The sequence below is a fragment of the Capnocytophaga sputigena genome (assembly GCF_002302495.1).
In the GTDB taxonomy this organism is placed as follows: domain Bacteria; phylum Bacteroidota; class Bacteroidia; order Flavobacteriales; family Flavobacteriaceae; genus Capnocytophaga; species Capnocytophaga sputigena.
On sequence record NZ_CP022379.1, the window covers coordinates 2,234,414 to 2,256,240 of the forward strand.

Consider the following 21,827-nt stretch of genomic DNA (forward strand, 5'->3'; position numbering starts at 1 on the left):
AGAATGTAATAGATTTTGGCAAAGTTTTTTCTTATCTCTTACCTCTTACCTAAATAGAATGAACTACACTTGGAACTTTAAACCGCTGCCACCGCAAGCCATTGTAATACAGCTACAACAAGAGCTCAACATCAGCGAGCCCTTGGCAATACTCTTAGCCCAACGAAATATCACCACTTTTCAGCAAGCTAAAGATTTCTTCCGTCCTACCCTATCTCAATTGCATAATCCTTTTCTGATGAAAGGAATGAAAGAAGCTGTTACTCGTTTAGACCACGCCTTAAAAAATAATGAAACTATCCTTATCTATGGCGATTACGATGTCGACGGCACTAGTGCGGTTTCTCTAATGGAACGCTATCTCAGCACTTTCACTTCTAAATTGTTCACTTATGTACCCGACCGTTATAGCGAGGGCTATGGCATTTCTTTTCAAGGAATAGACTATGCCAAAACGCAAGGTTGTACCCTTATTATCGCTTTGGATTGTGGTATCAAAGCTATTGATAAAGTGCAATATGCCAAAGAAAAAGGGATTGATTGTATCATTGCCGACCACCATCGCCCATCAGACCAAGTGCCCGATGCCGTGGCAGTACTTGACCCCCAACAAGCTGATTGCCCTTATCCGTATAAAGAACTCTGTGGCTGTGGTTTAGGCTTTAAATTGGCACAAGCATATCACGAGTATTTGCAACGCCCGTTCAGCGAACTGATGCCTCTTTTAGATTTGGTAGCCGTTGCCACTGCTGCCGATATTGTGCCAATGAATGGTGAGAACCGCACGCTGATGTACTTTGGTTTGAAAGTGATTAACCAGCAGCCCTCAGCAGGAGTAAAAGTGCTCTTTGGTGAACATCAAGGGGCGATTACAGTAAGCGATGTAGTGTTTAAAGCTGCACCGCGCATCAATGCCGCCGGACGTATAGAGCACGGTAAATATGCAGTAGCGCTCCTTACTGAACCTGATGCTGAAAAAGCACTACTCAAAGCCCAAGAAATTGATGAACTCAACACCCACCGAAAGGAATTAGATAGCTATATTGCAGAACAAGCACTAGGGCAGATAGAGAGTAATGGCGAGCAAAATCGCTATACCTCGGTAGTGCTGAATGAAGAATGGCACAAAGGCGTGATAGGTATTGTTGCTTCTCGACTTATTGAACATTACTACCGCCCCACGATAGTATTTACCAAGAGTGGCGACAAGTATGCCGCCTCAGCGCGCTCGGTACAAGGGTTTGATATCTATGAGGCTTTGGAGCAGTGCAGCCAATATTTGGAACAGTTTGGCGGACATAAATACGCTGCCGGACTCACGCTCCTCCCCGAGCAATATCCACTCTTCAAAGAAGCCTTTGAAACTGTGGTTAAACAAACCATCAACCCCGAATTGCGCACCCCAAAACTCTCTATAGATACCGCACTTCCTTTGAGCAAACTCACTCAAAAATTCTATAATATTCTCAAGCAGTTCGAGCCTTTTGGACCTCAAAACCTGCCACCGCTCTTCTATGCCGAAAATGTAGTCGATACAGGCTTTGCAAAACACATAGGCAAAACTAACGAGCACCTAAAACTCTGTTTACGAGAGGTAGGCAACACAGCCTATTTTGATGCCATAGGCTTTGGTTTGGCTCATAAACTTCCCCTCATCACCTCTGGCAAACCCTTTAGCATTGTCTATTCGGTAGAAGAAAATGTGTGGAATGGCAAAGTAAGTTTGCAGTTGCAAATCAGAGACATAAGATAATTTGATAATTTGCTAATTAATATATTTTGGTATTATTTTTGCAGCTACACTATTCACTATTCACTTTTAACTTTTAACTAAAAAAATGGCAAACATTACATTTCACGAACAACCAGCACACACCGCTGGTGAACTTCCAAAAGTAGGCGTTGCAGCCCCTGAATTTTCAGCTGTTAAAAACGATTTAGCTGAAGTAAAACTCTCTGATTTCAGAGGTAAAAAAGTAATTCTAAACATTTTTCCCAGTGTAGATACAGGCGTATGTGCTGCATCTGTGCGCAAATTTCACGTTGAGGCTTCAAAGCTCAACAACGTAGCAATTCTTTGTATATCAAAAGATTTGCCTTTTGCGCTCACACGTTTCTGTGCAGCCGAAGGTATTGATAATCTTACAATGCTCTCCGATTTCCGCGGTGATTTTGCAGCTCACTATCCTATCGTTTTCACTGATAGTCCGCTAAAAGGATTGCTATCTCGTTGTATAGTAGTGCTTGACGAACAAGGCAAAGTAGTATATACCGAGCAAGTACCCGAAACAACAAACGAACCTAACTACGCTAAAGCACTCGAAGCAATTAACAATTAATAATTGTGTCACAAAAAGGCTGTCCAGAAAGTCTCAAAATTCTTTTTGCATCACAAACTTTGCCAAAGTCTGAAACTTTGGCAAAGTTTGTTGTATTGGTAATCAATTGCTTTTAGAGTGAAAGCCAATGATAGCTGGGTATGTGCTGCAAACGCCCACATAAATAAAACTTTTTGGACACCTTCTCTATTATCAAATCACTGCTTGTTACCTTTTTTATTGCCAAATCGCCAAATTATTCTTACCTTTGCCCCCTCAATGAGGTCACCTAGATGCCTAAAGCCTAACACCTGTCCCCTGACCTCCTAAACCCTAAAAGAAATGGCTAAAAAAAAACAAGATAAGGATAAAGATAACGATAAAAATTCCGCAAAAAAGAAAGAAGCTAAAGCTGTTAAATCTCAACAACGCCGCTTGATATTTGGAGGATTTTTAGTGCTTCTCGCACTCTTTTTAATTTTTGCTTTTACATCTTTTTTCTTTTCCTGGCAAGCCGACCAAAGTTTGTGGGCAGACCTTACCAATCGTGAAGAAATAGCTGATAACTTAGGTAGCAAAATAGGGGCTTACCTTAGCTATCTCCTGATGTACAAAGGTTTTGGTATCGCTACTTTCATCGCCGTATGGCTCATTTTCCTCTCCGGACTCAAATATTTGTTCAATATCAAAATAGCACTGCTCAACCGCTGGTATTGGGGTACTTTGCTAATGGTACTCCTCGCTACTTTTTTGGGTTTTCTGCAAGGAAAATCTACCATCCTTTCAGGAGTTTCAGGCTATGAAGTGAATCATTTTCTGCAAGATTATTTCGGCAAAATAGGTACTTTTTTAATACTTTTTTTCATAGCCTTGGTATACGCCATTACTAAATGGCAGCTCACTCCCGAAAAAATAATGTCTTTCTTCCAAAATATTTTCGCTAAACTGAAACGTGAACACAACGATGATCATCACAGCGAACACGATGACGACCTGAATAATATCAACGAAACTCCTCCTACTACCCCTATCGACACAATAGTTAGCGATGACGATCAGCAAGATATAGAAATCGTTATTCCGCAAGTAGAAGATGAAAAAATCGACCCTTTTACTCATAAAAAAGAAATTCCATTCCTCGATGGCAAAGGCGAATTGGAAATTACCAATGTACCTGAAGAAGAAGCCCCTCCACTTACCATTGCCCCTATTGTACCGCCTTCAGTAATAGACCCTGAGGATTTAGCGAAACAATTAGTCGAAAACTATGGTGAATACGACCCTCGTTTAGATCTCAGCGATTATCGTTTTCCTACAATTGAATTGTTGAACGAACCCAGAGATAAAGGTATCATTATCAACGAAGAAGAGCTAAAGGAAAACAACGATACCATTATCAAAACTTTAGCCGATTACAAAATCGAAATTTCCAAAATCAAAGCGACTGTAGGGCCTACCGTTACGCTCTATGAGATTGTGCCTGTGGCAGGTACACGTATTGCTAAAATCAAAAGTTTGGAGGACGATATTGCCCTCTCGCTTGCTGCTCTCGGTATTCGTATCATCGCTCCTATCCCTGGCAAAGGAACCATTGGTATTGAGGTACCTAATAAAAAACCTACCACTGTGTATATGCGCTCGATGATTATGGCGCAGAAATTCCAAAATGCCGAAATGGAACTTCCTATCGCCTTTGGTAAAACTATTAGCAACGAAACTTTTGTCGCCGATCTTACCAAGATGCCACACTTGCTAATGGCTGGAGCTACAGGACAAGGTAAATCGGTAGGTATCAATGTGGTACTGAGTTCATTGCTCTACAAAAAACACCCTGCTGAGGTGAAATTTGTACTTGTCGACCCTAAAAAAGTAGAACTTTCTATATTCGAGACAATTGAACGCCACTTCCTCGCCAAACTACCCGATAGTGAAGAGGCTATTATCACCGATAACAAAAAAGTGGTGAGCACGCTCAACTCCCTCTGTATAGAGATGGACAACCGTTACGAGCTGCTCAAAAATGCTCAAGTGCGGAACATCAAAGAGTACAACGCTAAGTTCAAAGCACGACAACTCAACCCTAACGAGGGGCATCGTTTCTTGCCTTACATCGTACTAGTGGTAGATGAGTTTGCCGATTTGATAATGACGGCAGGTAAAGAGGTGGAACTCCCTATCGCTCGTTTGGCACAGCTTGCCCGTGCTATTGGTATTCACTTGATTATCGCTACCCAACGTCCATCTACTAACGTAATTACGGGTATTATCAAAGCCAACTTCCCTACACGTGTTGCCTTTAAGGTGAGTTCAAAAATCGACTCTAAAATTATCTTGGACGGTTCTGGGGCTGAACAGCTCATCGGTAGGGGGGATATGCTCTACTCACAAGGTAATGAACCCGTGCGCATACAATGTGCTTTTGTGGATACCCCCGAAATCAAACACATCACTGATTTTATCGGAGCGCAACGCGCCTACCCCGATGCCTACTTGCTACCTGAATACGTAGGTGCTGAGGGTGAAAGTATGGATTTAGATTTCGACCCTTCTGAACGTGACCCTATGTTCCGTGAAGCGGCTGAAGTGGTAGTAAATGCACAACAAGGCTCAGCATCGCTCTTGCAACGCAAACTCAAATTGGGCTACAACCGCGCAGGTCGCCTCATCGACCAGTTAGAACACGCCGGTGTAGTAGGACCTTTTGAAGGCAGTAAAGCCCGCCAAGTGCTCGTGCAGGACATCACAAGTTTAGACCGCCTCTTAGGAGGAAGTGAATAGTGAAAAGTCTTCTTCAGTTAGTCCCCCTTAAGTGAAATAAATAATTAAACAATGAAAAATATAATCCTATCAATAGGCTTGCTATTTGCAACAGCCTTATCAACAGCCCAAAACGTATTCCAAGCTTCTGGCGAAAGAAGTGTACTAAGAACAGAACTGCCCAAGTACACTAAAATAGATATCGATAGTAGGTGGGAGGTTACATTGGTAAATGAAAAAAACGACCATATCTACATCGATGCTGATAATGCAATTCACCCTATCATCAAAGCTACTGTTGAAGATGGTACTTTGAAAATATTTTTGGAAACACCTAAAGGCGTGAATTTTGTGCAAACAGGAGGCATAAAACTCAAAATCCCAATTAAAGGAACAACTGAATTGAAAATGCAAAGTGGCAAAATTCGTTCAGAAGAACCTATTAATATGCCTTCCTACAAAATGCTTCTCGACTTTCTTTCGGAGATTGATTTAAAATTGAATGTCAACGATTTGGACTTAGAAATAGGTAGTTGTAAGGAAGGAAATTTACAACTCAATTGCCGAAATCTCACTTTCAATGCAGGGTCACTTGCTAAATTGCCTATTAGTGGAAAGGTAGAAAATCTTAACTTCGTTTCTAACAGAATCATCCGATTAGAAACTTACGACTTAAAAATACAAAATGCTATCTTTAATACTTCGGGTATTGTAAAAGCAAAATTGAGAATTGATGGTACTATACAAGGAAAACCAAGCGGTATTTTTGAACTTTATTACAAAGGTAATGCTACTAACCAAATAGAAACAAACTCAATGATTAAGGTCATTAAAGAAGAAAAATAATGAATCAACAACAAGATTTTTTAAAATATCAAGCTCCCACCTCTCCTTATCCGCGATTGTTGGAGGTGGAACGCGCCGAAGGTAGTTATATCTACACTACCGACGGCAGGCGTTATTTAGATTTTGTGGCAGGAGTATCGGCTTGCACTTTAGGGCATTGTCACCCTGCGGTAGTGAAGGCTATCCAAGAGCAGTGCGCTACCTATATGCACGTGATGGTATATGGCGAGTACGTACAAAAGCCTGCGGTAGATTTCTGCAAGCTCCTTGCCGAGCAATTGCCGCCTGAACTCAATACCACCTATTTGGTAAACTCTGGTACAGAAGCTATTGAGGGCTCGGTGAAATTAGCCAAACGCGCTACGGGGCGCACCCAACTCATCGCTGCCAAAAACGCTTATCACGGCAATACTCAGGGTTCGATGAGCCTAATGGGCTATGAAGAACGCAAACGCGCTTATCGTCCGCTCATCCCTGATGTAGATTTTATAGAGTTCAACAACGAAGCCGATATCCTCAAAATCACCGAACGTACCGCAGGGGTAGTGCTCGAAAGCATCCAAGGAGGAGCTGGATTTATCGAACCCCAAAACGACTATCTCATCAAGGTAAAACGCCGTTGTGAAGAAGTAGGCGCGCTCCTTATTATTGATGAGATACAACCAGGTTTCGGGCGCACGGGCAAGCTCTTTGGTTTCCAAAACTATGGCTTTACCCCCGATATTATCGCAATAGGCAAGGGGATGGCAAGCGGTATGCCGGTAGGGGCATTCGTGTCGTCGTATGAGCGTATGCAGCTGTTGGCAAATAGTCCTAAAATGGGACATATCACTACTTTTGGAGGCAATCCCGTGATAGCAGCTGCCTCGTTGGCAACCCTCAACCAGCTCCTCACTACCGACCTGATGGCTCAAACTTTAGAGAAAGAAAAACTCTTCCGCAAGTATTTGCAACATCCGCTTATCGAAAGTATCAACGGTCGCGGTTTGATGTTAGCCGTGATCGTGAAAACTGCCGAAATCGCCGATTTTGTAGTGAATTACTGTCAGGATAAAGGATTGATAGTCTATTGGCTTTTATTTGAACACCGCGCCGTACGACTTTCTCCGCCACTTACCCTCACCGATGAAGAAATCAAAGAAGGTTGTGATATTATCTTGGAAGCGTTGAACCAAGTAACAGGTAACAAGTAACAGATAAAAGTGCATTAAAGTTGATAAAGACTCGCACTCTCATTAAATTAATTATCAAATAAAACAAATAACACTAAAATGGAAAACGGAATTTATGCTAAAATAACTACTAATAAAGGCGTTATTTTACTGCGTCTTACTTACGACAAAACTCCTGCTACGGTAGGGAACTTCGTGGCTCTTGCCGAAGGAAAAATGGAAAATTCACAAAAACCATTAGGCACTCCTTATTACAACGGACTCACCTTTCACCGTGTCATTCCTAATTTTATGATACAAGGCGGTTGTCCGTTAGGCACAGGTACTGGTGACCCTGGTTATCGTTTTGATGATGAGTTCCACCCAGAATTGAAACACAACAAAGCGGGGGTCATTTCTATGGCAAATGCAGGTCCTGGCACCAATGGAAGTCAGTTTTTTATCACGCATTTAGCAACACCTTGGTTAGACAATAAGCATACTGTTTTTGGTGAAGTAGTAGAAGGACAAGAGGTGGTAGATGCTATTGCACAAGGTGATAAAATTGAAAAAGTGGAAATTCTAAGAGTAGGAGCAGAGGCTGAAAAATGGGACGCTCTCAAGGCTTTTGAAGATTTAAAAGCAGCAAAAGCAGCTCGTTTAGCCGAAGAAAAACGCAAAGCCGAAGAGGCTTTAGCTAAAGAAGTAGTAGGCTTTGATAAAACCGACAGTGGTTTGTACTACCAAATTACCCATAAAGGTAATGGTAAAAAAGCAGTAGCCGGACAAAAAGTAGCGGTACACTATACCGGTATGTTGTTAGATAAATCTGTGTTCGATAGCTCTCATCGCCGTAGAGAACCTTTGCAATTTACCGTAGGGGTAGGGCAAGTGATTGAAGGTTGGGACGAAGGAATTTTGCTCCTCAGCGAAGGTGACAAAGCCCGCTTGGTTATTCCTTCAGAGCTTGCTTATGGCAGCCGAGGTGCTGGAGGGGTTATTCCGCCCAATGCGCCTCTCATCTTTGATGTTGAATTAGTTTCAGTAGGATAAAATAATAAAGCCAGCTTTTAGCTGGCTTTATTATTTTATCTGTTACTTGTTATCTCTATCCAAAAACGTGTAGTGCTTCAAAAGATACCAATGTGAGGTATCCTAAAACGAATCCTAAGAGGGCTATCCATGAGATATTTTTTACGTACCAGAAGAAACTAATCTTCTCCATACCCATAGCTACAACTCCCGCAGCCGATCCGATGATAAGTAAGCTACCTCCTGTACCAGCAGCGTAGGCGATGAAATGCCAAAGACCACTATCAATAGGTTCTTGGAACATACCCATACTAGCAGCTACCAATGGTACGTTGTCTATAATAGCTGAAGCAAAACCTAAAAGCAAAATTACTACGTTTGTGTTTGGAATAGTTTGATTTAATGTTTGTGCAAAATTGAAAAGTGTTCCAATAGTTTGCAATGATGCTACTGCCAACAAAATACCTAAGAAGAATAAGATACTAGAAAACTCGATACGGCTCATTGCACGGTGAATACTGAATTTGTCGTTATCAGTAGGCGAAAGTTCGCTGATAGGTTTCAATTTTTCAGAAATAAACCACATTGTAGCCAAAGCAAAGAGCATTCCTATATAAGGAGGTAAATGAGTGATTGATTTGAAAATAGGAACAAAAATAATAGCTATAAATCCTATAGAAAGCACGGGCATACTGCTTTTGTAAGTAATACCTTCTTCACTGTTAGAAGTATCAATTTTCCCTTTGAACACTGGTAAAAATGATGCAATGAGCAAAGGTACAACCAAACATACAACAGAAGGAATAAATACGTACTCTACTAATTTAGCAGCGGTTACTTTGCCTTTCACCCAAAGCATAGTAGTAGTTACGTCGCCGATAGGTGACCAAGCACCTCCTGCATTGGCAGCAATTACAATGAGAGAAGCATACCATATACGTTCTTTTTGGTCTGGGATGAGCTTGCGCAGAATAGTAATGAGGATAATAGTAGTAGTTAGGTTATCAATAATCGCAGAGAGGAAGAAACCGATAATTCCTATAATCCATAGGAGTTTTACCTTACTTTGGGTACGAATCAATCGTTTGATGATTTCAAACCCACGGTGCATATCGATGATTTCTACGATGGTCATCGCACCGATTAAGAAGAAGAGAATTTCAGCTGTTTCAGCTAAGTGATGTTGTAAAGCTTTGTCGATAGCAGTAGCATTATCGGCAGGGTTAGCCGGTACTAATACACCGTTCATAACTTCCATTACATCAATGTTAGAAACTTTTAAGAGCGTCCAACAGATAACAGCCATAGCTAAAGCTGAAATTGTTTTGTCCACCTTTATTTGGTGTTCTGTGGTAATGCAGAGATAGCCAATGAAGAAAATGGCAATAATCCAAGGTTCCATACAATAAATATTATTTTTAAAATTAATGTGGCAAATATACTAAAACTTTCTATTATATGCCAAATCTTTTTGTTTAATTTTTATTGTGAAATGATAGCTTGATATACTACATTTTGTATTTTTTGTCTTACTAATTTGTTAATCAGTAGTTTGTTTTCCGAAGAGGGATAGGTGCGGTTAGAGAGAAAAACAATTACAATCTCGTTAGTAGGGTCAGCCCAAGCGAAAGTACCCGTAAATCCAGTATGCCCAAAACTGTCCATAGGTACACATCCACAAGTAGGTCCTGAGCGACCTAATTGAGGTTTATCAAACCCTAAACCACGGCGGTTGCCTTCGCTGCAGTAGTTACAAGTGTTGAAAAGGGCGACCGCTTGAGGTTGCAGAAACCACGTGCCTCCGTAATAACCTTTTTGGAGATACATTTGCATCATTTTGGCTACATCGTCCGCAGTGCCAAAAAGTCCCGCGTGTCCGCCTACACCTCCTAACATAGCAGCACCTTGGTCGTGTACATAACCGCGAAGCACTTGGTTGCGAAAGCCTTTTTCATCTTCAGAAGGGGCAATATTTACAGGAGAGAACTTATGTAGGGGCAAATAAGTGAGTTGGTAAGCCCCTAAACCTCTGTAGAAATGTTTTTGCACCAACTCTTGTAAGGGCTTTTTTTCTTTCTTCTCTATAAATTTTTTGAAGTAGTAATACGGCAAATCACTGTACAAGTACTTTTTATCTTTGATGAGTTCACTTTCGTCTATACGTTTGTAAATAGTATCAGTATATCCTTCTATGAGATACATATCTTTGGCTACTTCGGTGGGGAATTCATCGCTTTTCACACTGCTATAAAATGCAGTACTTGGCTTTTGTACAGAGTCTAAGGTTCTTTTAAAAAAAGGAATCCACGCCTGAAATTGAGCGTAATGAGAGAGCACATCTTTCATCGTCATTCCCGCTTTGTTAGTGTGCTTGAGTTTAGGTAGCAAATCTTCAAAGGTATCCACTGGTTTGAAATCACCTTTGGTGTATAGACGCATCAATTCGGGGAGAGTAGCCAATATTTTGGTGAGTGAAGCAAGGTCGTAGATGGTGTTATCGGTAACTCTATTGGCAGGATTATAGTCTAAAGTGCCAAAGTTCTTTCGATATACTGTTTTGCCCTTTTTGGCTACTAATATTTGGATGCCAGGGGTCATTTTTTGGTTGATAGCATCTAAGGCAATACTATCAATTTCTTTAAGTTTAACCGAATTGAGTCCTACACTTTCGGGTAATCCAAAAGCCAATCGCCCTATTTTTTGGGTGCTGATAGAAGTGCCTACAGGCAATTCAGGGTGAGCAGTTACAGGCAATACACCTTTGCCGTCGATAGCGCCAAAGATAAGTTGAGCGGCTTTTTCTTGAGCTACTTTGTGGTTTTGGTAAGCAAATACTATCGCTTTGATATGTGCGATATTCTTTACGTTGAGCATTGCATACGGACGAGTGAAAACAGTTAGTATCACTTTTTTCTTTTTGGCGATATGCTCTAACCATTTTAGCTCGTTATCACTAAATTTATAAGCGTCCCAAGGAGTTTTATCAGGTTTGTGTAACCCGATGATAATAGTCTCAAAATTCTCTATCGCATTGTAGAGTTGAGTTTCGTTTTGAGGTTCTATAAGGGTTACCTCGGCGTATTTGCGCAAGGAAGAATAGAATGCCCAACCGCTATCGTTGCCAAATTTTACGTAGGCAATTTTGCGTTTATCGAGATCTTTTAGGGGGAGAATGTTTTCCTTGTTTTGTCCTATAGTAAGGGCGTTTTCAAAGAGTTCTTCGGTGAGCAAATCATCTTCGAGGGTGTGCAAGCCCTCATTGATTTTTGTTTCGTCTAAAGGAGTGAAGGAAGTGAGCCCTACTTTGTATTTAGCCATCAGTATTTTTTTTACTGAGTGCGCCAAACGTTCCTCACTGATGCGTTTGTTTTGGTAGGCTTTTTTCATTGCTTCAAAGCCTTTGGCTACATTAGCAGGCATCAGCAAAATGTCGTTTCCAGCCAAGAAAGCTTCTACTTCCACTTCGCCTACGGGCAGATATTCTGATACACCTTTCATGCCCAGCGCATCGGTGAAAATCAATCCTTCATACCCCATTTTCTTTTTGAGCAAATCGGTGATGATAACTGAAGAAAGTGAAGAAGGTAAGCCAGCTTTAGGTTCTAATGCAGGAACGTTTAGGTGACCTATCATCACACTAGCTACTTCTTTGGCGAGCACTCTAAACGGATAGAGTTCCATCTCATCTAATCGATTGGCTGTAAATGAGATAGTAGGAAGGGTTTTGTGTGAATCTTTAGAAGTATCGCCGTGCCCAGGGAAGTGTTTTGCGCTGCCTAATACCCCTACCGATTGCATTCCGCGGGTAAAAGCAAGTCCTTTTTGAGCGACATTTAGTTTATCCTCTCCAAAAGAGCGATTGCCAATAATAGGGTTATCGGGGTTCGTGTTGATATCAATATCAGGGGCAAAGTTGAATTGCATTCCTAACTGCTTACAGTGCATCCCGATGCGTTTGCCAGTGCGCTCTATCAGTGCATTGTTTTTAATAGCACCGAGGGTCATATTCCACGGATAAGCATAGGTAGAGTCGAGGCGCATAGCGAGCCCCCACTCGGCATCCATTGCCATAAAAAGAGGTATTTTAGAGAGAGATTGGTACTCATTGGTGAGTTTAGCCTGACGTTTAGGTCCTCCTTTAGAGAAGATAATTCCCCCAATGTAGTATTTTTTGATGAAGTCTTTAATTTCTTCAGCCCTTTTAGTGCCTATATGGCTTGAGTAGACCGATACCATAAAGAGTTGCCCTATTTTTTCGTCTAGAGACATCTGGTTGTAAGTATCGTTTACCCATTTTTCTTGGGCTTGAGCATCGGGAGAGCGCAGCGGAGATTGAGCTACTGAAGTAAAGAAAGATACAATAAATAAAGATATAAAAATATAAGTTTTTTTCATTTTATTAGGTAAGAGTTAAGAGGTAAGAGTAAGTTTCTTACTTCTTAACTCTTACCTTTTATCTATCTAAAACTCATCGATATTGTAGGCTTTGAGTTTGTTGTAAAGTGTTTTACGTGTAAAGCCCAATAATTTAGCTGCTTCTGTTTTGTTGTTATGGGTTTCGTGTAAAGCCCCAATGATAAGCTCACGTTCATTTTCTTTGGTAGAGAATGAAAAGCGTTCGGTAGGGAAATGGCGTGTTTCTACAATCACTGGCTCTGGCAATTCGTTTTCAGTAATGTAATCGCCTTGAGTGAGTAGGGCAGCACGTTTCACAGTATTTGATAACTCGCGTAAGTTTCCACTCCAAGTGTATAAAAGCATTTTTTGTACTGCTTTTTCAGTAAATCCTTGTACGTTCTTGTGGAGTTTTTCATTAGCTTTTTCCAAGAAATGTGAAGCAAATATCATCAAATCGTCTTTGCGTTCGTTGAGAGAAGGTACTTTTATAGAGAATTCGTTCAAACGGTGATAGAGATCTTCGCGAAACTCACCTTTGTTTACAGCTGCAAGTAAATCTTCGTTAGTAGCTGCAAGAACGCGAATATCTACATCTATTTCCTTAGAACTACCAATAGGTTTGATACGGCGCTCTTGGAGGGCACGCAACAATTGTATTTGGTTTTCATAGCTGAGGTTACCTACTTCATCGAGGAAGATAGTACCGCCGTTAGCTTCTTCAAAATGTCCTTTTTTATCACTGATAGCACCTGTGAACGAACCTTTTACGTGACCGAAGAACTCACTTGAAGCGATTTCTTTAGGGATAGCCCCACAGTCTACCGCGATAAATGGTTTGTTTCGGCGTTCGCTTTTTAGGTGAATAGATTTGGCTACCACCTCTTTACCTGTACCGCTTTCTCCCATAATAAGTACGGACATATCGGTAGGGGCTACCAAGTTGATGAACTTGCTCAAGCGTTTAGAGGCAGGGCTAATACCTTCGATATAAGGATTGTTAGCGTCAGTTTCAGGGGCTTTTGTAACCTTAGCTGGTGCGCTGTTATCGGCAGGAGATGAGGTAGTAGTTTTCTTCACTGCTACATCTTGTTGAGCAGTACGGATGCTACTTTGGGCGTTTTTGATAACGTTGAGTACATCTTCTTGCTGGAAAGGCTTAGAGATATAATCGAAAGCGCCTAACTTCATCGCTTCTACAGCAGTAGAAACTTCGGCGTAGCTGGTCATTACCACTACGGGAAGATTAGGAAAGTTTTCTTTTACCGCTTTCAAAAAGTTGATACCATCTCCATCAGGAAGTCTCAAATCGGTGAAAACCATACTTAGTGATGCGTTTAGGTTTTTTTGTGCTTCTTCTAATGTATAACACCCTATTACATCATATCCATTGCGTTCCAAGAATCGACTTAGCATCTTGGAAAATACTACGTCATCTTCTACTAAAAGAATAGGATTCTTCATATTCGTATATTTTTAAATATAAAAAAATTAATATTTGCTTTTTCTCTATTTTTAAATACTACACAAAAAGCGTGCAAATGTACAAACTTTTTTCGAATAATTGTATATTAATCAAAAAAAGACTTCCCTTTCAGGAAGTCTTTTCCAATGCATATAATATAAATACTACTACTAACTCCCAAATTTGTTAGTATTTTTAAACTGGCAAAATCTCTTCGGCAGTTTAAAAGACTATTTTTTTTACAATAGTTCAATAAATGATTTTGTTTAACAATTAAAATTTTAGCAATGTTTCTTAAAAAAGATGTCGTTTCCCAACGATTTTAGTAAAATGAAATGAAATTTAATTTTTTTGCAATAATCTTGTTTTAATGATTCTTATCTAACAATGTTTCTTTTAGCAATTTTTCTCAGTAATTTAATTTTTAACCAATTTTTGTACTTATGAACAAATCATTCATTATTTAATTATGTATGCATCATAAGTGATTTCTTCTATTCACTTACGCTTTTTACATTGAAAATATCGTGCCAAACTTGAAAAGTATGTTTATAAACTCGTTAATTGCTTTTATTTCAATGAAATATAATGTTGATAATCTGTTAATAACTATGTTGATACTTTGTTGAAAAGCGTATAATTACACAATTAAAGTGTGTAATAAGTGTGTAATTTCTGTTTACAGTTTTACAGTTTTTTGGATATTTCGCAGTACTAAAAGGTTGTATAATACCCCTAATATTAATAAAATTGTGATGGCGGCTATAAATAGTATGCTTTGTTCGCTGTTGAACTCAAAAAGGGTGTTGAGTTTTTCAGTATAGAGTTTGCGTATGTATAGACTGAGTGCTATTGCTCCTGCAACGGCTATTACTGTAACTATGCTGATGACCCATTGATAGAATCGCGCAATTTGATGGGGTTGGTAGCCTATATAATATAGATTTACTATTTGTTCTTTGTGTTTTTGAATGATTAGATTTACGCTGAGCAAGATGAAAGCAACCGATAGTACTATGATAATCAGTGCGATGCCTACTACAAAGAGCAAGGCAGAATGGAAAAAGAAACTCATTTTGCTGAGTTCTAATTCGTCTTTATTAATGGAGAGATTGTGAGTGTTAAAATATTGCAACACGCGTTCATCGGAGGGGTTTTCAAACTCTACTAACAATCGGCTGGTGTTGCTCATTTCGGTTTTGCCATACTTTTTGTTTGCCCAATCTAAAAAACTTTGGGGTACCAAAATAGAGTTGATTTTGTTAGAAAAACCTACAATTCTGCTGGCGTAGTTATCGTTTTTACCATTGCCGCTCACTTCTAAATTGAAACGCACTTGCGAAATGGTATTTTTAGAAAATACGGGTAGCCCTTGGCTTTCGGCAAAGCCAAAGTTATAGAGGTTTAGATAGCTCTCGGGGATGATAACAGGCACAAACCTACTGCCTTCAGTCCATTGCCAGTCATCGGGTTGAACATCGAGGTATTTATCGGGGATGCTTTCAAAAAAGAGATCGGTGTAGAAGAGGGGAATATTATCGTCTTTATCAGTATAAGCACCTATTTTGAAGGAGGCTGGGGTGAAGTGTGAAACACTCTTTACAAACGGCTCTTGTTTGAGTTTTTCCATCTCGTTTTTATCAAAGTAAATACCTTCTTTATCAAGAGTCTTGAAAATGGATATATTTTTGCTCACTACTGCGTATTTACTTGCAAATACATCGGTTTGATGCTGTAATAATGGCTTTACATCAAAATATAACTGACAGACGGTGAGCAGTATACACACTCCTATACAAAGTGTGAGGGCATAACCTATGACTTGTGATTTAACAAGTGTGTTTTTTTGTAGTTTGTATAACATTTTTTACAATTAACAATTAACAATTAGCAATTAACAGAATAACAATTGATGTATTTAATTTCTAAAACCTAAATTGAGTTTTTTGTTATAGTGGAAAAAGTTGTTGTCTTCCAAAGAAGTGAGGAGTAGGCTGGCGTTGCGGGCTTGTAGTTCTTCCCCTATGATTTCTCTTAAAATAGTGGTGTTGCTATCGTCTAAATGACTAAAAGGCTCATCTAACAACAGTAACTCAAAAGGCTGACACAAGGCGCGCAAGAGGGCGATGCGCTGGCGTTGCCCTAAAGAAAGTGTTTGTACCAAAGTGTCGCGTTTGTGGGAGAGACCTACACGCTCTATGAGGCTGTTTATTTGGTCTTCAGTTTTGTAGTGGGTGAGTTTGTTTTTCAAGATGATATTCTCAAAAGCAGTGAGGGTAGGGAAGAGCCTTAAATCTTGATATACATAACTCAGTTTATCAATGCGATAGCGAAGAACGTCTTTTTTAGAAAACGCATCGTCATAGGTGATTTTGCCATCGTAACTAAAACTCGCACCATAGATGAAATTCAAAAGTGAGGTTTTGCCTTGTCCCGATTGTGCCCTAATGAGGTAATACTGCCCTTGTTCAAAAATTACTTCTGGCTGTAAATAGATATCGGACGACGGAATTTCGTCGCCCGACATATATGTAGGTTTTAAATGTTGTAGCTTAATTTTCATAGTTTATTACTTTGTCTATCGACTTGAAGAAAGTATTCAAACTGTTCTTTTCAATCCCTTTAAGGTGATAAATAATTTCAGCTGAAGAGTTGTCGATGCGTTTGCACTCTATATTAGTGGAATGTTGGGTAAATAAATCGAAAGCTAAACTGCCTTCACGGCTGTTTTTTTCTCTAATTATATCAACATACTCTTGTGGATAATCCTTAGGTTCTAAACTCATATAGAGATAGGTGAGATCTTTGCTCACATGTTTGCCAAAATCGGATTTCACTGCGTTGTTGCTCACACCACCTTTTAGGAATGCTTCTACACCTTTAGGAGAATTACTACCGTAGAAAGCCTTATTGTTATAAGCAAAATAAAATGTGAGGTCTTTTTGGAGAGGGAGCTTGTAATAACCATTTTCTAACGCTAAACTAGCAAGTGTTACCCCTTTGTCGAGGAGTGTTTTGTCGCCTATATTGAATGAAAGTCCAAAAATAGGAAACATTCTCTCTTTTTCTACTTCTTTGTATTCATAGCCATCTTCACTTTGCTCATCTTCTACTAAATCATAGCTGATATATTTTTGATTTTCAAAACCTTCAATAGCTAACACAAAGCTACCACCAAAGAAATTGAGCACATTGTCCTTAGTAAGCCCCTGAGTGTTGAGGAGTTTCACGAGGTCGTCCTCATTGAGCTCTTTTCCAAATTGAGCTTTTAAGAACTCGTAGTAGTTTTTCACATTTACAGCACCTCCTATGGCTATAGGTGATTTTTCAGGGAAGTTTTTCAAGATATCTTTATCAAACGAGATATCGTACAAGTCGTATTTTTTTAAGAGTTTAGCTGTCTCTTTGTTGTAAATACTATAAGTAGTGAGTTTGATATCATCCTTACCGAAATCTACAAAACCGTAGAAATAAGAGTCTTTTTGCATATTGAAGAGACTTTTGTATAAAGAAGCTACCATTCCATTGAGGAACATACTGTCGTCCTGCATAAAGCCTCCAAGATTCAACCATACATTGATATCCTTCTGTCCGTCTAAGAAATCAGAAAAGCCTTTGATATCAGTAATTTGCTCTGATTTACTTTGTTCATATAGTTTTTTAAGCACTACATCAACTCTTGTACTATAATTATCATTTACAAGGAAGAGCATTTTCTTGTTGTCCCAACTGAGGGATGCTCCTTCATTAAAATAAACGATGTTTAAAGCACCTTCTTTTTTGATGTCCAACTGAGTTTCTGTAGCTTGAGAGACTCTGTTTAGCAAGTCTTTAAATTTAGCGTCATCGCTTAGTACTGCAGTTACACCTATATAAGGGTTGCGGCTATCACCTCCGTATTTTTTACTGTCGCATACAAAAAAGAAAGCGTTCTTTTTAAAGTCAACTCCTGAAGACTTAGGGTCTTTTAGAATTTCATTAAAAATTTTACCCATTTCCTTGTTGTCGTTGCTGATTTTCTCTTTGAGTTTTTGGAAACTCTTGAGTTGTTGTAATTCCTCTACATCGGCTTTTTGGTAAAGCGATTGCAAGTCGAATGAAACGACTACCATAGCATCTTTAGGAATTACTTTTAAGTTCTCACTTTTCTTAGAACAGGAAGTAAATCCTAAGGCTAATACACCTAATAATAAAATAAACTTTTTCATAGTATTAACTGTTATTTGTTATTTGTTAGTTGAACGGTATCTCCATTTTTTAAACTTTTACTCACAACGTTATAAGGTCCTGTGATGATAGTTTCGTCTTTGGCGACACCTGAAAGAATTTCGATATGTACATTGTCCTGAATGCCTGTATTTACAGCGCGAAGTTCGGCTTTACCGTTTTTGAACACGAATACCGCTTCTTGTTTTTTATCGGCTTCTTCTTTAGGTGTTTTAGGGTCGATTTCCGATTTTTTCTTTACAATAATAGCACTGATAGGCACTGCTACTATATCTTTTTTGGTTTTAGTGAGTATATCAACAGTAGCAGTCATTCCTGGGCGGAAAGGAGAATAGCCTGCAGGTTTGCCTTCTAAAAGGTCTTTGTAAGAAGTTTCTTCTATATGTATTTTTACTTTGAAGTTCGTTACTTGGTCTACACTCGTGGTAGTGTTGGCGGTGTTCGCAATATTGGTAACCCTACCTTTGAACACGCGCTTGAGGTAAGCATCAACTTCTACATTCACTGAGTCGCCTACGCTTATTTTCACAATATCATTCTCATTCACATCTACTTCTACCTCCATATTGTGAAGGTTTGCCACACGCATAATCTCAGTTCCCGTCATTTGCATCGTACCTACTACGCGCTCGCCTAACTCTACACTGAGTTTAGAAATAGTGCCATCAGTAGGTGAGTAGATAATTGTTTTTTTGAGGTTATCTTGGGCTTCCGATACACTTGCCATCGCACTTTGTACATTGAAACGAGCCGACTCGCGAGAGGCTTTGGCAACCTCATAGGCAGATACAGCTTTGTCCCAATCGGATTTAGAGATAACACCCTTTTCGTACAATACTTTGTTGCGTTTGTAACTCTCTTCAGCTTCTTTGAGTGTTGCGGCTGATTGTTGTAAGCTCGCACGTACGGTTTCTAAACTCGCTGCACTGCGTTTTACTACCGATTGGTAAATATCAGGATTGATACGTACCAAAAGATCGCCTTTTTTGACCATTTGCCCTTCTTTTACAGGGAGTTCTATAATTTCTCCTGATACTTCTGAAGATAGTTTGATTTCCAATTCAGGCTGTATTTTTCCTGTAGCGGATACTTTTTGGACAATAGTTGTAGGGGTAATTTTTTCTGTTTCAACAGTTAAGACATCGCTGTTACCACCAAACCAGCCTGCTTTTTTTCCGACAATTAGTACGATTAAAAGCAAGACAACGGATAAAATAATGAATATAGTTTTTCTTTTCATAACAATCAAGTTGTTTTTCAAAGGCAAAGATAATAAAAAAATACGAATTACGAATTACGAATGACAAAAATAAGTATAATACTATTTTTAGTTCTTCCCTCGTAATTCGTAATTTATCTATCGTGATTTACCTAAAAAACGTCATTTTTCCATTCTCTCTAAACGCTTCAAAAGGAACTTTAAAACCTTCTATTTTCTTGCCGTTGAGTTGAACGTATTCTACCAAGTTATCAGTGCTGTTGCGAGCTACGGTTTTAATTAAAAACTTCTTATCTTCAGGTAGTTGTAAAGTTACAGTTTTGAATAAAGGATTTCCTAAAATATAAGTATCGTTAGCAGGAGTTACAGGGTAAAAACCTAAAGTTGAGAACACATACCAAGCCGAGGTTTGTCCGTTATCTTCATCGCCGCAATAACCGTCGGGGGTAGGGGCGTAGAGTTTTTCCATTACCTCACGCAGTTTGGCTTGTGCTTTATGAGGTTTGCCAGCGTAGTTATATAGGTAGATAAGATGTTGAATAGGCTGGTTGCCGTGAGCGTAGTTGCCCATATCCATAATTTGCATCTCGCGTATTTCGTGTATGGTAAATCCGTAGTACGAATCGTCAAACAATGGTGGCATTTCAAACACTTCATCTATCTTTTTCTCAAAAGCTTCTTTGCCTCCCATTAGTTGTATGAGTCCTTCAAAATCCTGAAATACCGACCAAGTGTAGTGCAAACTATTTCCTTCGGTAAACGCATCGCCCCATTTCAACGGATTGAATGGCGATTGGAATTTGCCGTCCTTATTTTTGCCTCGCATCCACTTAGTTTCGGGGTCAAAAACATTTTTATAGCGTTTAGACTGCTCGTAGTACTGTTTGGCTATATCGGCTTTGCCCATTTTTTCTGCCATACGCGCAATGCAATAGTCGGCATAAGCGTACTCAAGGGTACGGGCTACATTTTCGTTAATCTTCACATCATAAGGCACATAACCTAAAGTGTTGTAGTAATCTACCCCCTCACGCCCTACCGATTTTACGGGTCTGCCATCGTTTTGAGTAGCGTTTTTTAGCATTGCCTCTAAAAGAATTTCGGCATCAGCGGATTCTATATTTCCTTTTAGGTAAGCGTCGGCAATGATAGAAGCAGAGTTAGAGCCTATCATACAATCCCTATGTCCTGGGCTAGCCCACTCGGGTAACCAGCCTGATTCCTTATAAGCGTTCACCAATCCCTTCATCATCTGTTGGTTCATTTCGGGGTACAATAGGTTAAACAGCGGAAATACCGCGCGGAAAGTATCCCAAAAACCATTGTCGGTGAACATATAGCCTTTTTCTACCTTGCCGTTATACGGACTATAATGCACCATTTCACCTATTTTGTTGTATTCGTAGAAAGTGCGTGGGAAAAGCAGAGTGCGGTACAAACAAGAGTAGAAAGTGCGCAAATGGTCTATGTTCTCGTCTTCCACTTGTATTTTGCTGAGTTCAGTTTCCCAAAGAGCGAGAGCCTTTTGTTTTGTTTGCTCAAAAGTGTCGTTGCCCAGTTCTGTTTGGAGGTTCAATAAGGCTTGTTCAGGTGAAATGAATGACGATGCTACTTTCACAGTTACCTGTTCGCCTTTTTTGGTGTGGAAACCTATCACAGCTCCTATATGTTCACCCTTACTTTCAGTGTTTTTAGATAGTTTAAAGCCGTTGCCCCACGTTTGTACGCTCTCAAAATCTTTGTCGAAAGTAAGCACAAAGTAGTTGTGAAAGTTTTCGGGTACACCCCCGTTGTTGTTGCGCGCATAACCTATAATCTTGCGTTCTTTAGGCAATACCTGCACCATCGAGCCTTTGAAATAAGCATCGAGAAGCAAATAAGCCTTGTCGCTTTCGGGAAAGGTAATACGAAACTGTGCGGCTCGCGAAGTAGGTGTAATCTCTACTGATGTGTCATAATCAGCTAAATACACTTTATAGTAATGGGGTTGAGCTGTTTCTGCTTTGTGCGAAAACCACGAAGCTCGCTCTTCTTCTTTAATTTTCAAGTCGCCTACTACAGGCATCAATGCAAAAGCCCCATAGTCGTTAATCCACGGACTCGGTTGGTGAGTTTGCTTAAAACCTACAAGTTTATCAGCGTGATATTGATATGCCCAGCCATCGCCCATTTTGTTTGTTTGGGGTGTCCAAAAATGCATACCCCAAGGCACAGCTATTGCGGGATAAGTATTGCCGTTAGAAAGACTAAATTTAGAATCGGTACCCATCAGAGGGTTTACGTACTGAGTATAAGAAGTTTCGGGTACAATAGGGATATCGTCTTGTTGTTGAGGTGGTTTGTTTTCTGAAGTAGGAGAGGAGCAAGCAAACAAACTCCCTAAAAAGATGGTTGAAAATAATCGTTTCATAAGGTGT

14 protein-coding genes are annotated in these 21,827 nt (G+C 39.7%); 6 read left to right on the plus strand and 8 right to left on the minus strand.

All coding sequences use genetic code 11. The features are described from left to right. Positions 1 to 58: 58 nt before the first annotated feature. From recJ to CGC57_RS10170, 6 genes are all read left to right on the plus strand, one after another. Positions 59 to 1,753, plus strand: coding sequence for a single-stranded-DNA-specific exonuclease RecJ (gene recJ / locus CGC57_RS10145; RefSeq protein WP_095899018.1), 1,695 nt, complete (start codon positions 59 to 61; stop codon positions 1,751 to 1,753). A gap of 85 nt (positions 1,754 to 1,838) precedes the next feature. Then, positions 1,839 to 2,339, plus strand: a complete 501-nt coding sequence (gene tpx / locus CGC57_RS10150) for a thiol peroxidase (RefSeq protein WP_002680011.1) — start codon at positions 1,839 to 1,841, stop codon at positions 2,337 to 2,339. A gap of 321 nt (positions 2,340 to 2,660) precedes the next feature. Continuing rightward, positions 2,661 to 5,096: an FtsK/SpoIIIE family DNA translocase gene (locus tag CGC57_RS10155; protein WP_095899019.1), complete on the plus strand. Its 2,436-nt coding sequence runs from the start codon at positions 2,661 to 2,663 to the stop codon at positions 5,094 to 5,096. Positions 5,097 to 5,147: 51 nt separating this feature from the next. After that, complete coding sequence (locus CGC57_RS10160) at positions 5,148 to 5,921, plus strand: GIN domain-containing protein (RefSeq protein WP_095899020.1); 774 nt, start codon at positions 5,148 to 5,150, stop codon at positions 5,919 to 5,921. Then, a complete protein-coding gene (locus CGC57_RS10165) occupies positions 5,921 to 7,114 on the plus strand; it encodes an aspartate aminotransferase family protein (protein WP_095899021.1) in 1,194 nt (397 codons plus the stop codon). Before CGC57_RS10160 ends, CGC57_RS10165 begins: the two co-directional genes overlap by 1 nt. Before the next feature lie 78 nt (positions 7,115 to 7,192). Beyond that, positions 7,193 to 8,125: a peptidylprolyl isomerase gene (locus tag CGC57_RS10170; RefSeq protein WP_095899022.1), complete on the plus strand. Its 933-nt coding sequence runs from the start codon at positions 7,193 to 7,195 to the stop codon at positions 8,123 to 8,125. A gap of 55 nt (positions 8,126 to 8,180) precedes the next feature. On the opposite strand, the gene nhaD is transcribed toward CGC57_RS10170, so the two are convergent. The 8 genes from nhaD to CGC57_RS10210 all read right to left on the minus strand — a co-directional run bounded on the left by nhaD (position 8,181) and on the right by CGC57_RS10210 (position 21,820). Then, positions 8,181 to 9,506, minus strand: a complete 1,326-nt coding sequence (gene nhaD, locus CGC57_RS10175) for a sodium:proton antiporter NhaD (protein WP_095899023.1) — start codon at positions 9,504 to 9,506, stop codon at positions 8,181 to 8,183. 80 nt (positions 9,507 to 9,586) lie between these two features. Beyond that, complete coding sequence (locus CGC57_RS10180; protein ID WP_095899024.1) at positions 9,587 to 12,499, minus strand: serine hydrolase domain-containing protein; 2,913 nt, start codon at positions 12,497 to 12,499, stop codon at positions 9,587 to 9,589. A 66-nt stretch (positions 12,500 to 12,565) separates the two neighbouring features. Beyond that, positions 12,566 to 13,963 (minus strand): sigma-54-dependent transcriptional regulator, encoded by a 1,398-nt coding sequence (locus CGC57_RS10185; protein WP_095899025.1) that lies wholly within the window; start codon positions 13,961 to 13,963, stop codon positions 12,566 to 12,568. A 680-nt stretch (positions 13,964 to 14,643) separates the two neighbouring features. Then, a complete protein-coding gene (locus CGC57_RS10190; RefSeq protein WP_095899026.1) occupies positions 14,644 to 15,828 on the minus strand; it encodes a transporter in 1,185 nt (394 codons plus the stop codon). A gap of 54 nt (positions 15,829 to 15,882) precedes the next feature. Continuing rightward, on the minus strand, positions 15,883 to 16,527 hold the full coding sequence (locus CGC57_RS10195; RefSeq protein ID WP_232033991.1) for an ABC transporter ATP-binding protein: 645 nt from the start codon (positions 16,525 to 16,527) through the stop codon (positions 15,883 to 15,885). After that, positions 16,517 to 18,172: a DUF4836 family protein gene (locus CGC57_RS10200; RefSeq protein WP_095899027.1), complete on the minus strand. Its 1,656-nt coding sequence runs from the start codon at positions 18,170 to 18,172 to the stop codon at positions 16,517 to 16,519. The genes CGC57_RS10195 and CGC57_RS10200 overlap by 11 nt, the downstream gene beginning before the upstream one ends. 11 nt (positions 18,173 to 18,183) lie before the next feature. Further along, positions 18,184 to 19,431, minus strand: a complete 1,248-nt coding sequence (locus CGC57_RS10205) for an efflux RND transporter periplasmic adaptor subunit (protein WP_095899028.1) — start codon at positions 19,429 to 19,431, stop codon at positions 18,184 to 18,186. A gap of 127 nt (positions 19,432 to 19,558) precedes the next feature. Further along, positions 19,559 to 21,820: a GH92 family glycosyl hydrolase gene (locus tag CGC57_RS10210; RefSeq protein WP_095899029.1), complete on the minus strand. Its 2,262-nt coding sequence runs from the start codon at positions 21,818 to 21,820 to the stop codon at positions 19,559 to 19,561. Between the last annotated feature and the right edge of the window lie 7 nt (positions 21,821 to 21,827).

Bases quoted from the DNA above. Each gene is read 5' to 3' on its own strand.
- CGC57_RS10170 (WP_095899022.1), top strand. From the start codon at position 7,193: ATGGAAAACGGAATTTATGCTAAAATAACTACTAATAAAGGCGTTATT.
- CGC57_RS10155 (WP_095899019.1), top strand. From the start codon at position 2,661: ATGGCTAAAAAAAAACAAGATAAGGATAAAGATAACGATAAAAATTCC.
- CGC57_RS10205 (WP_095899028.1), bottom strand. From the start codon at position 19,431: ATGAAAAGAAAAACTATATTCATTATTTTATCCGTTGTCTTGCTTTTA.
- CGC57_RS10210 (WP_095899029.1), bottom strand. From the start codon at position 21,820: ATGAAACGATTATTTTCAACCATCTTTTTAGGGAGTTTGTTTGCTTGC.
- CGC57_RS10190 (WP_095899026.1), bottom strand. From the start codon at position 15,828: ATGTTATACAAACTACAAAAAAACACACTTGTTAAATCACAAGTCATA.
- CGC57_RS10180 (WP_095899024.1), bottom strand. From the start codon at position 12,499: ATGAAAAAAACTTATATTTTTATATCTTTATTTATTGTATCTTTCTTT.
- tpx (WP_002680011.1), top strand. From the start codon at position 1,839: ATGGCAAACATTACATTTCACGAACAACCAGCACACACCGCTGGTGAA.
- CGC57_RS10165 (WP_095899021.1), top strand. From the start codon at position 5,921: ATGAATCAACAACAAGATTTTTTAAAATATCAAGCTCCCACCTCTCCT.
- CGC57_RS10195 (WP_232033991.1), bottom strand. From the start codon at position 16,527: ATGAAAATTAAGCTACAACATTTAAAACCTACATATATGTCGGGCGAC.
- CGC57_RS10185 (WP_095899025.1), bottom strand. From the start codon at position 13,963: ATGAAGAATCCTATTCTTTTAGTAGAAGATGACGTAGTATTTTCCAAG.
- recJ (WP_095899018.1), top strand. From the start codon at position 59: ATGAACTACACTTGGAACTTTAAACCGCTGCCACCGCAAGCCATTGTA.
- CGC57_RS10160 (WP_095899020.1), top strand. From the start codon at position 5,148: ATGAAAAATATAATCCTATCAATAGGCTTGCTATTTGCAACAGCCTTA.
- nhaD (WP_095899023.1), bottom strand. From the start codon at position 9,506: ATGGAACCTTGGATTATTGCCATTTTCTTCATTGGCTATCTCTGCATT.
- CGC57_RS10200 (WP_095899027.1), bottom strand. From the start codon at position 18,172: ATGAAAAAGTTTATTTTATTATTAGGTGTATTAGCCTTAGGATTTACT.